13 protein-coding genes and 1 pseudogene are annotated in these 13,137 nt (G+C 40.6%); 1 reads left to right on the plus strand and 13 read right to left on the minus strand.

The features are described from left to right. From CK1_RS16705 to glf, 4 genes and pseudogenes are all read right to left on the minus strand, one after another. A pseudogene (locus CK1_RS16705) lies at positions 1 to 732 on the minus strand (hypothetical protein); the annotation flags it as partial. Continuing rightward, entirely contained in the window at positions 720 to 2,948 is a 2,229-nt protein-coding gene (locus CK1_RS16710) for a C1 family peptidase (RefSeq protein ID WP_306289014.1), read from the minus strand. The pseudogene CK1_RS16705 and the gene CK1_RS16710, both read right to left, overlap by 13 nt. A gap of 39 nt (positions 2,949 to 2,987) precedes the next feature. Beyond that, positions 2,988 to 3,800, minus strand: coding sequence for an ICP22 family protein (locus tag CK1_RS16715; RefSeq protein WP_015527312.1), 813 nt, complete (start codon positions 3,798 to 3,800; stop codon positions 2,988 to 2,990). A 122-nt stretch (positions 3,801 to 3,922) separates the two neighbouring features. Next, a complete protein-coding gene (gene glf, locus CK1_RS16720; protein ID WP_015527313.1) occupies positions 3,923 to 5,038 on the minus strand; it encodes a UDP-galactopyranose mutase in 1,116 nt (371 codons plus the stop codon). Between the two features lie 321 nt (positions 5,039 to 5,359). Between glf and CK1_RS16725 the strand changes: the two genes are divergently transcribed. Further along, positions 5,360 to 6,226 carry an Rpn family recombination-promoting nuclease/putative transposase gene (locus CK1_RS16725; protein WP_306289015.1) on the plus strand — a complete coding sequence of 289 codons (867 nt, stop codon included), beginning with the start codon at positions 5,360 to 5,362 and terminating at the stop codon, positions 6,224 to 6,226. Positions 6,227 to 6,293: 67 nt separating this feature from the next. Here the strand turns inward: CK1_RS16725 and CK1_RS16730 are convergent, their stop codons facing one another. The 9 genes from CK1_RS16730 to CK1_RS16760 form a co-directional block, all read right to left on the minus strand. Next, positions 6,294 to 7,199: a sugar phosphate nucleotidyltransferase gene (locus CK1_RS16730; protein ID WP_015527315.1), complete on the minus strand. Its 906-nt coding sequence runs from the start codon at positions 7,197 to 7,199 to the stop codon at positions 6,294 to 6,296. Between the two features lie 12 nt (positions 7,200 to 7,211). Then, entirely contained in the window at positions 7,212 to 7,325 is a 114-nt protein-coding gene (locus CK1_RS16735) for a 4Fe-4S binding protein (RefSeq protein WP_306289016.1), read from the minus strand. A 177-nt stretch (positions 7,326 to 7,502) separates the two neighbouring features. After that, positions 7,503 to 8,465, minus strand: coding sequence for an NAD-dependent epimerase/dehydratase family protein (locus tag CK1_RS16740; protein ID WP_015527316.1), 963 nt, complete (start codon positions 8,463 to 8,465; stop codon positions 7,503 to 7,505). Between the two features lie 604 nt (positions 8,466 to 9,069). Next, positions 9,070 to 9,549, minus strand: a complete 480-nt coding sequence (locus CK1_RS18650) for an acyltransferase family protein (protein ID WP_353611194.1) — start codon at positions 9,547 to 9,549, stop codon at positions 9,070 to 9,072. Between the two features lie 30 nt (positions 9,550 to 9,579). Then, the gene (locus tag CK1_RS18655) at positions 9,580 to 9,957 is read right to left on the minus strand and encodes a polysaccharide biosynthesis C-terminal domain-containing protein (protein ID WP_353611195.1); all 378 of its coding nucleotides are present in this window, start codon (positions 9,955 to 9,957) and stop codon (positions 9,580 to 9,582) included. A gap of 14 nt (positions 9,958 to 9,971) precedes the next feature. Further along, on the minus strand, positions 9,972 to 11,048 hold the full coding sequence (locus CK1_RS16745) for a flippase (protein WP_015527318.1): 1,077 nt from the start codon (positions 11,046 to 11,048) through the stop codon (positions 9,972 to 9,974). An 18-nt stretch (positions 11,049 to 11,066) separates the two neighbouring features. Continuing rightward, positions 11,067 to 11,570: an IspD/TarI family cytidylyltransferase gene (locus CK1_RS16750; protein WP_353611268.1), complete on the minus strand. Its 504-nt coding sequence runs from the start codon at positions 11,568 to 11,570 to the stop codon at positions 11,067 to 11,069. Next, entirely contained in the window at positions 11,474 to 11,803 is a 330-nt protein-coding gene (locus CK1_RS16755) for an IspD/TarI family cytidylyltransferase (RefSeq protein WP_015527319.1), read from the minus strand. Before CK1_RS16755 ends, CK1_RS16750 begins: the two co-directional genes overlap by 97 nt. 180 nt (positions 11,804 to 11,983) lie before the next feature. Beyond that, positions 11,984 to 13,084 carry an O-antigen polymerase gene (locus CK1_RS16760; protein ID WP_306289017.1) on the minus strand — a complete coding sequence of 367 codons (1,101 nt, stop codon included), beginning with the start codon at positions 13,082 to 13,084 and terminating at the stop codon, positions 11,984 to 11,986. Between the last annotated feature and the right edge of the window lie 53 nt (positions 13,085 to 13,137).

Consider the following 13,137-nt stretch of genomic DNA (forward strand, 5'->3'; position numbering starts at 1 on the left):
CGGCGTTTTATATTTTAACACTTTTATCTCTTTGCTGCTTTTGCGGCATATCCTCCGCAGAGTACTTTTCCACCGGAGGTTTTTTATCCCTGCACGCACCGCATAGTAATACGTTGTTCCCTTTTTTGCGGTCTTATCCTCAAAGGAGGAGCTGCTGCCTCCGGAAACTGTACTGATCTTTTTCCATGAACCCTTTCCGGTCTTACGGTAGATCTGATAGCAATCTGCTTTCTTCTGCGCTTTCCAGCAGATCTTCAGCCCCCTGGAGGTCTTCCTGACACTGGATATCTTCTGAAGTTCCGGATAGGACAGGATATAGCTGCTTGCCTGATATCCTCCGAAAACTTTTTTCCCGTCTACATTCTTATAAGGCCTTACAGCATAAGCGTAGGAGGTGATTCCCTCAATCTTCGTGTCCTGCCAAGACAATACTTTGTTGTTAACGGTTCCGATCCGAACCCAGCTTTTCCCCTGGAGCTTCCGGTAGATATGATAGCCACTGGCTCCGGAAACCTTCTTCCAGGATACCCTGTTACATGGTCCGCTGACAGCTTCAGCCACTGCACGGGCCTTCCCCAGCTCCGCTTTTGCTGATAACGGCGAAGATGCGGCTCCATAAACAGTCTTCTTTCCGGAAAGTACATAAGAAGCCCGGATCCGATACGTATAAGTGCTTCCTGTTTTCACTGCAGTATCCTGCCAGGTCACTACATCTGCTGTCACGGTTGCCATTTTTTTGAATTTCCGCTTTCATCCCAGCGATAGATAGCATAACGATTGCAGCCGGGAACTGCTTTCCAGGAGATCCGTATCCTGTTAAATGCCTTGGAAACCAGTTTTACACCTGTGGTCTGACGAAGCTTCACCGTAACCTTACAGGTAGCTCGGATTCCCCTGGCATTTTTTCCGTAACAGGTTATGGTTGCTGTTCCCGGATTTTTTGCAGTAACAACGCCGCTTCCATTTACAGCAGCCACACTGGTATCTGAGCTTTCCCAGACAATGCCGGAAGCAGCCATCTCGGATCTGGTAGCCGAGGCATTCAGTGTTTTCTGATCTCCGGAATACAGATCTATCTCAGAGGAAGAAAGCTGCATCTTGGCCGCACTGCTCAGAGTCCTGGTATGCGCCTTGATCCTCGGAGTTACCGATGGATTAAATTCAACCGCATCCATCCAGGTATCCTCCGCGTTATATCGCAGAAAGCTCTGACCGGATACGATAGACGGAGAAAAGCTGCACCAGCCATAACTGACCTCTGCCTCCACACAGTATTTTATATATGTGCTTCCTGCATTTGTCACCACAATAGAATACAGACTGTTCTGGCTGAGCAGAACCTCCGGGATCTGAAAAGTCATAACCCCAGCCATCGGCTGACTGCAGGAAACCGGTGTAGAATATGCCGGTGTTCCACTGGTAGGATCACTGGCATCCTTCAGATTTGTGTATACCTGCACAGTATAGGAATTATTGGCAGACATGGAGCTAAGAGTCACCTCGCCAAGCGATTCCGCTTTTCCGTTTCCTGCACTGGCACGAAAAACCGTAGACAGCTGTTCCCCTGCATACATGCGGATAGAACCAAGGCCCGACGTTCCGTCATAAAAATAATTGTTTCTATATTTCGGTGTATTGACAGCCGTAGCCGCAACCAGCTCACTGACAGACTTATCCTCATAGGACATATAAAAATATCCGGATTTTCCCCAGCCTGTACCCCAGCTGTTCTTGACGATCCAGGCTCCGTCTCCCTTTACCTTGGAAGATGCCCGGAAATTCTTCGCAGAATAATTGTCATCCCAACCCACCACTGTAACTACATGATTCACGTTCTTGGTGCTGGTAGGATAGGAATAGGCCGCTGTACTTGCATTGTAATAGGCATTCTGCGCATTATACATCACAGTGACCGAATTATTTGCAACCAGAAGCTTCTTCATGGCATTTACGGAATAATCGGAAAAATAGGCATTTTTCAGATAAGCAGCTGCATTGTACGCCTTGGATGCCGCCGGAGTCACACCGATTTTCTGTGTATGCGTGGAATCTGTTGCCAGCGGCACATCCCCTTCTGTTGTCATTCCGGACCAGGTGCTCAGAAACATGGAAGCCAGAAGATCATTTCCGCCCTCATGATAATCTGCGTTTCCTTTATCATCTGTCCCCATATGCTTATTGACATCCTCGTAGGTATTTCCAAGCGGGTCATTCTTTCTGTTTGCAAAAAAATACGCCAGATGCTCTTCCGACAGATCATAAGTTCCAAGGTCCTGGGTCAGAAACGAAGTTTCCAGAAGAGAGGCCATTCCAAATGCCCAGCACATACCGTAGGGCTCCTGATTCTTTACGGAAGTAACATATCCCTGATCCGCTGCATTATAATAGGACGGATAGGCCGCAGCTCTTCCCATCGGTACCTCATCCACATCATTTCCGATCTCCACGGCGGTGGAATAAGAGGTCAGATTATCAAAGGGTGCCAACTGTTCCTGCTCCTCTTCCTCCGTAAGCGGACGGCCCTTGATATATTCGATGCCGGACTCACCACTGTCTGAGGCATCCCCAAAGCTCTCCTCGCCGTCGCCAAAGGTATCCTCCTGGGAATCAGAAGACAATCCTTCTGATGTTTCGGGAGTCTCTGTATCCTCCTCGGAACTCTGCAAGGCTATATCCTCGGTATCCCCATCGGCTGCCTCTGCAATATCCTCTGTCTGTTCATCCGGGATACCGGTGTTCTCCGTGGTATTCCCTTCTGCGGTCTCCGTCGTATCCTCTGCTTCCGCCGACTGCGTCTGTGTATCTTCTGACCATTCTTCATTGAAGCCTTCCGCAGAATTACTGAAACCTTCCACATCGGCTGCCATGACCGGAACCTGGCTGCCCGCAACTGCCACACACAAAAGAAGCGGCAGTAATTTCTTCCTGACAAGCTGTAATCTCTTCACAAAATTCTCCACTTTTCTTATATTGATCTGGTTTATCTGTTAACGTTTCTTCAAATGATAACCCAGAATTCCGATTACTGCAAGTACTGTTGCGATCCCGATCCAGATAAACGGACTTTTATACCAGGAATTTTCTTCTTTAAAGGATGTCGCAGCTGTGCCATTGACCGGCTTGGTGACAACTTCATCCGCAGATTCCCCACCTTCTGTTGTTCCATCCGCTGCAGGCGGTCCCTGGACCTCGCCTCTCTGAGCCTGAGAACTACCTGTGCTGGCCGACGCCGCAGGTGGCCCCTGAACCTCACCTCTCTGAGCCTGAGATTCATCTGTGCTGGCCATCCCTGCAGACGTTCCCTGTCCTTCGCCATTCTGAGCCTGAGAGCTGCCTGTATTGTCCGTCCCTGCAGACGTTCCCTGTCCTTCGCCGGCTGCGGAATCCTGCGTATCGGATGCGTCTCCCTGATTCACTGCAGAAGTCTCTTTCTCCGTGCTCCCTGCGATTCCGGCCTTCGCCAGCTCCGCATCCTTTGAGGGCCGCAGCTCCTCCAGCGGCACATAACCGTATCTGCCATTATACTCTGTATATCCCCAGGTCTCACCATTCTTCTCTGTCTCCCCTTCGATATGCAGGACAGTACCATCCCTTACCGTCTTATCATTGAGCTTTTCACCTTTTCCGTCGGTGGACGGATAGATATCCACACCAACTCCACCAGAATCCACAGTCATATAATAATCTGTGGTATCCGCCGGAGCCTCCACCTTCACCACAACCGACTTGTCCGCATACACCGGAACACTCATACTCAGCACCAGCATTCCTGCCAGAAGCACACCTTTGCACCTTCTCATTGCTCTTTCCTCCCTCCAAAAATCTCACTGCCATTCTATGCATAAAATCCCCTTATATTTCTCTTTTGCCTTGGCTCCGAAATATAAGAGGATCTTATCATTTGTCATATCCAGTATCTTTTTTATGCAAGCTCCCGCTCACACATATCCAGCGCAGAAGCGATCACCGCATCCATGTCATAATATTTATATTCGCCAAGACGGCCGCCGAAGATCACCTTCGGTTCCTTCTCTGCAAGCTCCTTATACTGTCCGTAAAGCGCTCCGTTCTTCTCATCATTGACCGGATAATACGGCTCATCTCCAGGCTTCCACTCGGAACTGTATTCCCGGCTGATCACCGTTTTCGGAAGATCATTCCCCTCCTCATCCTTTCCGAACTCAAACCATTTATGCTCGATGATACGGGTCCATGGAGTCTCCACATCCGTATAATTCACTGCTGCATTTCCCTGGAAATTAGGTTTATCCAGTGTTTCATTCTCAAAACGCACGGAACGATACTCCAGAGTTCCCAGCTTATAGTCAAAATACGCGTCGATGGCACCTGTGTAGATTACCTTCTCCGCCATTGCATCGTACTGCTCTTTTTTCTCCAGATAATCCTCATTCAGCCGTACCTCGATACCGTCCAGCAGATTGGCAACCATCTTCGTATAACCACCCACCGGGATTCCCTGGTACAACGCATTGAAATAGTTATTGTCAAAGGTCAGACGCACCGGAAGCCTCTTGATGATAAAAGCAGGAAGCTCCGTACATGGACGTCCCCACTGCTTCTCCGTATAGCCCTTGATCAGCTTCTCATAAATATCCGTACCTACAAGGCTGATAGCCTGTTCCTCCAAATTCGAAGGTTCCGTGATCTCTGCTGCCTGCCGCTGCTCCTCGATCTTTGCCGCAGCCTCCTCCGGAGTCACCACGCCCCACATCCTGTTAAAGGTATACATATTAAACGGAAGACTGTACAGCTCCCCATGATAATTGGCAACCGGACTGTTGGTAAAACGATTGAAGGTGGCAAACCGGGTGATATAATCCCAGACCTTCTTATTATTGGTATGGAAAATATGTGCACCGTATTTATGCACGTTGATTCCTTCCACCTTCTCTGTATATACATTTCCCGCAATATGCGGACGCTTGTCGATCACAAGCACTAACTTCCCGGCACGCTTCGCCTCCTGTGCAAAAACCGCACCGTAAAGACCGGCACCTACGATAAGATAATCGTACATTGATTTCATTCTCCCTGTTCTTTCATTGATACTGTTATTTTAACACCGAAAAAGGGTAGCTGGCAAGAAGCCACTGTAAAATCCCGGTAAATCTTATATAAGAATGTTGTCAAACAGATATCCGCAAGCTGCAAAAATGATAAAATATCAGATATCCGCTTCTCAAACACCAAAATGTATGATACCCTGTAACTGGATCAGATAATAAACTACTCTGATCACATAAACAGATCGAATGTGGTGAAACCTATGGGTACAAAGGATACCATCACCAAAGATTACATGGCTGACAACCGCGTTTTTGCGGATGTGTTCAACCATATGCTGTACAAAGGAAAAAACGTCATAGACCCTGACACGCTTCATCCACTGGATACCACAGCTCTCGCTGTCCCCTACGGATCCGGCACTTCAGAAGTTCCTGTCCAGAAATTCCGGGACGAATTCAAATCTCTTAATGTTATGCATGATGATTCAAGAATCTATCTTCTCCTGGGGATTGAAAATCAATCGGAAACACACTACGCAATGCCGGTCAAAAACATGGTCTATGATGCATTAGAATACGCAGGGCAGGTAGAAAATTCCGCCAGATCCCACAGAGAAGCAAAGCAATGGCCTTCCACATCCGGAGAATATCTCACCGGCTTCTACAAGGATGACCGGCTGATCCCGGTCATAACCACAGTCGTGTACTTCGGTTCCGACACCTGGAACGCTCCAAGAAGCCTCCACGAAATGCTCTCTGTCCAGGACCCCGAAATTCTTTCCATGGTCCCGGATTACCGGATCAATCTCTTCTCACCTGCCGAGATAAAGGATGAAGAACTTGACAAACTCCAGAGCAATCTCAAAGAAGTCATGCTCTTCATCAAATATTCCAAAGATAAACAGAAGCTTCAGGAGCTTACCTCACAGAGTCCCGGCTTCCGGTCACTCGAGCTCAAAGCAGCCCGGGGCATCGACTCCATAACCGGTATCAACTTACGTTTCACAGAAACAGAAGGGAGGGTTAATATGTGTCAGGCTGTTCAGGAAATGTGCGATGATGCGCGTGCCGAAGGCCATCAGGAACAAGCTATGCTGACAGCACAACGTATGCTTCAGGATCCAAGATTCTCCCCTGAAGACATCTCCAGATTTTCAGGACTTTCTCTTGAGGACGTGCTGAAATTACAGAAGAAATAGTTCGTATTGGAAATGCTCAGATCCTTTGTGGGGGATCTGAGCATTTTGCTATTTTACAATACCAATATTACTTTATATCACAGAACAGTTCTTCTTTATAAACACCACGCTCCAGCATACCACGAAAACTCTCTTTTACAACCGCAACATCCTCTTTATAGGTCATGCCATACCATGTATCATTAGTCCGCAGCACCTTAACAGACATCTTATCCTCTGCCAGAAGTTCACCGATAAAGATTGGAATCAGATACTCGGCTTTCTGAGGATTACCCGGTACTTCTTTCTCGAAGAACTCTTTGAAGCCCTCTTCCAGTACATCTAAAAATTCCGGAGTCAATCCCCACATATTCATGGAAACCAGAGAATTTACATCAACGGCCACTCCGTCTACCTCTGCTCCGGTTGCAGTCTTTACAATATTCTTGGTTTCTACAACCTCGGTCAAGTTTCCATTCTCGTCCATCTTGCAGATACCGCGAGTCACGCCACCGTTATCAGACAGTGTGTTCTTCAACACAAAGCCCGCCATACAAGACTTTCCGCCATTCACCAGATACTTATGGACAGCCTTGAAGCCTTCCTTGCCATAGTAATCATCTGCATTGATGACGATGAATGGGGTCTTTATTACGCTCTTCGCTGCAAGTACAGCCTGACCGGTTCCCCACGGCTTTGTCCGACCTTCCGGAAGTTCTCCCGGAATATCGTTGATATCCTGAAATGCGTAGTCCACAGTTACATTGTGGGACTTGCAGATTGAAGCAATGCGATCACCAATGACCTCTTTGAACTCCTTCTCGATATCCTTGCGGATAATAAATACTACATGATTGAAGCCCGCTTCGATTGCATCATGGATTGAGTAGTCCATGATGATATGGTTAGCATCATCGACCGGCTCCAACTGTTTTATTCCTGTTCCAAATCGGCTGCCGATTCCGGCTGCCATAATAAGTAATGTTGTGTTCATTTTATGTTCTCCTTACTGTGCCCGTGCTGCTTTAATCGGGCATACTCTAATGCACTGATAGCACCGCACACACTTGCTTTCATCTATCTGCGGATATTCAAAGCCTTCTTTTCCCTCTGCTGTCATGCGCTCAAACCTATACTGATTTTTTCAAAAGCGATTCTAATCATATTATAACTTTTGTGAACTCTGCAAAAAAGTTACACTAAATACAGAAATGGTGATATGGGCTTATTTTCATGCTTTCCGGCTATTTAGTGTGAATTTTATGAAAAATCCAAAATTTTAGCGAAACATATGTAATCAGTATCTTTTCTGATTTATTTTCATATCTTCTATCATATTTTGATACATACTTTCCAGATTGAATTTAGCTTTCCATCCAAGATTATGTAATTTTGTTGTATCAAGATTCATATAAAGTACTGGCGCATAGCCGAGCTTTTCAGGATTTGTTTCTTCTACCAGAACCTTTACCGAATTGTCACCAAATCTACCTGCTACCATTTTTGCCATTTCATATATGGAGCAATATGTTTCTTCATTTGCTGCATTATATGCCTGTCCTGGTATTCCATTATACAATACAGTTAGTATAGCGTTAACAGCATCTTCAGTATAAAGATAACTTCTTCTTGTTTCACCCTTAGTTTTAAGCACTATATTTCTTCTCTCTATAGCACATCTAGCAAATTCTGCAAATACCCGCCCATCATCATATTTTACTCCCGGTCCAAAGGTTTGAGTGAGTCTAACAACCTTGGCTGGAACACCAAATTCTGAAGAATAAGATGCACATAAGCTTTCGCACATCCTTTTACTTTCTGGATAGCACGATCTTACTTTCATTGTATCCAAATTTGTTCCATGTTTTTCATCTATCTTTAAATCATTTAGTGGTGATCCATATACTTCCATACTAGATAGATAAACAAAACCTTTTACATTATTTACTCTCGCAAATTCTAACATATTTTTTGTTCCGGTCAGAGCTGTAGTAATTGTTTCGATTGGTTCTTCAATAAATGCTCTGCTAGATGTTTGGCTTGCTCCGTGAATTATATAGTCCACATTGATATTCTTGGGCTCTATATCACATACATCACTAATAATATATTCTAAATTTTTATTTGATTTTCCAAATATGCTTTCAGCACGCTCTATACTTCTTGCTAAAGCAATTACATACTCATTTTCTCTCAACAAAAATTTAACTATCGCTTGTCCTATAAGCCCTGTTGCACCACTTACTAATACTCTTTTCATTATTTTCCTCTTTTCATTTATGGATAAATCCAGTTTCGCTAATTATTTTTTGAGCGTGGGAAGGAATCTCTACGCCAAATATTTGACTCTATGCTTTTTAAGTACTTTTGAAATTGTTAAAGAAAATCCAAAAGAAAGAAACAATCTCAAAGTAAAAAGCAATGCCACTCCCAAATTCGTTGATAAAGCAAATTCTCCCGTTATAGCCGTCAGGATAAAAATAACCACATAATTTACAGGATCCGAATATAGGTACAATCCAAAGGAATTTTCAAGTACCGTATTATATAGCTTACTTTTTGAAAAACAGGTATACTTTGCCAAAATAAAGGAGATAGCGTATGTAGTAAACATTCCACATACAGTTAAAAGAAGTCCTATGATATAATTCACTATCTTTACATCACAATGTTTCTTCATTATGAAAGATAGTAAAAAACATATCATCGCCGATAACCCACCTACTACAATATATTTATCTTTAATTCTATTTCTGTAGTTTTCAAACAAATATCCAGTATAAAACCATATAAAGTACATACAAACATCTTTTAATATTAATATTGTTATATTATCACATATAAAATTTAAAAAACTCCTTCAACTAGAACAATCGACGATAACATATTTGCCTTAATAATGACATAAAACAACAGAAACAAGATAAATAATGCTGGCAAAAACCAGAGATAAGTGTTTCCTTGCAATAATATTTGCCCAACAAAAAATCTTTTATGACACTCTCAGTTCCTCTCCAATAACCTGATATGTATTTGAGTGGAAAACTGTAAAATATAGAAACTAACAAAAAAGGAATTAACAATCTAGTAGTTTTATTTTTTATCAATTTTGTAAAACAAATTTTCCTTTTAGAAATAGTCACTCTAAACAATGCCCCGCTTAATGCCATGTATAATGGCATGTGAAATGAATAAATCATTTCTTTTATCTGTTCTAATATTATGAAAACTGTTGTCTTTTTTGAAAACAAACCAGAATAATCTATACCACCATAAGCTGTGACAATTCGATAGTACATGCAATGACTGATAAGAACCAAAATAGTCACTACGACACGTAACATATCATACTCGATTATTTTTTATTATTTAATTCAGTCATTTTTCTTTAGAATCCTCTCGAATATTTCATATAACGACACAACAATTTCTTTAGCCATTTTTTCTTTAAACAATAATAAAATGCATAAATACAATGTGCCAAAAATAGTCGCAGAAATTATAAGATTAAAAAAGCAATCCAATTTCAAATATAATACAAGTAGCGAGGCAATTGCACTTACAACTGTAGCAATAATTATTTTCCAATATTTTATTTTTATAATAATATCAAATAAGTATTTTCGTAATGCTGCACATTGCACAACCAAAACTACAAATTCAGCCACCAAAGTACCCATAGCCGCACCTGATGCCCCAAACCTAGGAATTAACACGACATTCAACAACAAGTCTGTTATAGCACCAGCCACTTCTGAATATAAAACTATTTTTCTTTTCCTAATGGAACTAATATTTGTAATCCCAATATGTTCGTCATGCCAATAAACAAAAGAGTAGGCATAATTATTTTCATTGGCAAAATAGCACCTAAGTACTCCGATCCTGACAAAAACATGATTGCATCTTGTGCGTAAATAATAAAATAAACACTTAACGGAAGTGCTATTACAACAACGAAATTGAGAGCTTTAGAACAAATGCGCTTAAAATCAGCCCACATTCCTTTTTCAACATAGTATGAGCATCTTGGAAGCAGTACCCCACCAAGCGAAGCCACAACTTGTACCAAAATTACTTTAATCTTTACTGCTGCGTTATAATAACCAACATCAATGTCTGATTTCATAAATCCAAGCATAACCGTGTCTAAATTCGTGTATATAATTGTAGCACACGACATTGCAAAGAATATAAGTACAGCTTTCAAATGTTTTCGTAAATCATAATGACCTTCAAATGAAAAATCAATGTATCTACGTGCATGAATTATATTCAGTATGTTAGAAGCTGACGCTGCAAATATACTAATTGCGCCATAAATGACATAATCCTCTTTTTTATGTACAAAAACAAACATAGCAATTAAGGCTATAAACTTGAAGATTACAGAACGAATAGTAATATAACTATATTTTTCTAAACCTTTATATAGCCATTCCATTCCAACTACATTGAGCAATATTGTAGAACTAATTATAATATAGAGAATTCTATCTTCAAATAGTCTTGGAACCGTAATCAAAGCAATCGCAAGAAAAACGTACGCAAAAAAACTCATAATTAAATTAATGATCAAAAGTTCTTGCACCGTTTTACTTAATTTTCCCTTATCATCTCTTACTTGCGCACAGGCTCGAATGCCGTATGTAGGAATTCCCAATTGGGCAAACATACTAAAGTAAGATATCAAGGATGTAGCAAATGTCACACGCCCTGTTCCAGAAGGCATAAGAATTCGAGACACATATGGAAATGTGATTATAGGAAAAATAATAGATGACATTGTCAAAGCAGCGTTCATAACAAAATTTAGTTTTATTGATTTCCGCCTATTCTCCATTCAATGCTCCTTCCTCAATTAATCAATACCATATATTTGCGCATCTTCTTTTGCTTGCAAAATAGCTCTCATCATATAAAAATCATCCGGTGTTGTTATTTTAATGTTTTCATACGGTCCGTCAGTCATATGTAAAGCATATCCATAATGCTGCATCATTGTGCAGCAATCAATAAATGTATTAATTCCTTCACTCAACGCTTTTTCATGAGCATATAAAATATCTGACAACACAAAGCATTGCGGAGCTTTTGCAACTCTTGAATGCGCTCTATCTGGAACAAATTTTATATTTCCAACATCATCCACTTCCACTATAGTTTCCTTAACAATACCACTAGTAATCGAAGTGCGATACTTCCTAACATCCTCAATATTTCTATAAAGCAATTTTTCATTAATCAATGGCCTCACGCCATCATGAATTAGCACGATATCTTCAGCGGCGTTATCAGAAATTTCTTCAGCGGCGCATAATCCATTATAAATTGATAATTGACCAGTTTTCCCTCCTGGAACAATTTTTTTATTTTATCAAGTCTATATTTATAAACCAGAGATTTGAAATACTCAATCCAATCCTCAACACAAACAACTACAATGGAGTCAATCAAATCGCAATTTTGAAAATATTCAATTGTGTGCACTATAATCGGCTTATTATATATTTCTAGAAACTGTTTTGGCCTCTCTTTACTATGCATTCGACTCCCAACACCACCTGCAAAAATAACTCCAATATTCAATTCACTCATCTCACTTTCTATTAGTCTTAATTTTAAAGTGTACTTTCGTAACAAACCACATCATAAATAACCAAATAAGAATATATTTATAAAATGAAAAATTGAGAATGGACGAAAAAATTCTCTCACCAAAAAACGAGAAAGTTAACAAAAATAAAATATAACTATTCAATATAATTTTTCCATTTATTATCTTCCCTTTTTTTCAACTAGTACATTTTCATACAAGCATTGACTAAAAACAGCCATCGTCATTATCATTATCATTGCTCCTATATAACCAAAGTCATAAACAAGTGGCGCATACAAGGTATAGACATTACCCAGACTTATACCATTAACTCGCCTAAATGCTAAAATAGAATCAATATTCCATCCCATACCATACTTTGCATCTATCCAGGTTAGCAAAACACTAAATGTTTGCTCTCCAAACACAACAGGCTTAGAATATTCTTCATTCAAAAAAGAATCTAGATTCTTAATTTCTGCACCTAAATATTTGGCTATCTCATCTGTGGCAGAAGTTGTTGAGGCAATTACGCTATTTCTGCCTAATAAATCACCTGCACTCTTAAAAAATACTAATACAAAAAGCAGACCGACCATCAGTACTATTATTTGTTTAAATTTTATATTTGATTTCCAATTGTTGTTTTTTCGCTTGATAAAAAACCAAATTACTACTAAAGCAAATATCAACTGCAAGGCTTCGCCTCTAGCGCCCAGTATCACGCTGTTTGCAATTCCAAGTCCAAAACTAATTATTAATAAAATCTCATTTTTAGCCTTTATCTTTAGAATCCGATTATTCACGAATACATAAATCCAAATATAGCAAGCCGCAATAGAAAAAATTCTTAAATTAATTGCCAATCCAGAAATACCAACACTATATTCAGAAAAAAGAGAATAACTTCTGAAATAATACATTAGTAAGCTAAGATTACCGCTTATTCCATATTTAGCTAAAGATGCACGCATAGAGCCAACAACTACATACAACGAAATACATTGTACTATAATTGTCAATACAATCTTCCAGCTTTCTACATTTATTGCAGTACATCGATTGTCCTTTTTTTTCGATGTTTTTAATAGCCACTTTCCATATGAGAAATGAACAATGGTACAAATTAAAACAAACAAAAATGCACCGCATAGTATAGTTACAAATGTATTAAAATGCAGCTCTAAACTCCATTTATCTGCATATACTGCTCCGCACAGCAATGCTATGCAAAAAGGAGCTGTGTACAAAAAGGCAGGTGACATTAAATCTTTGCCCATAGCCTTATATGCTACAAATAACACTAATAAAAGAGTAAAAATTAATATATATA

The organism is Ruminococcus sp. SR1/5, assembly GCF_000209835.1.
Classification (GTDB): domain Bacteria; phylum Bacillota; class Clostridia; order Lachnospirales; family Lachnospiraceae; genus Blautia_A; species Blautia_A fusiformis.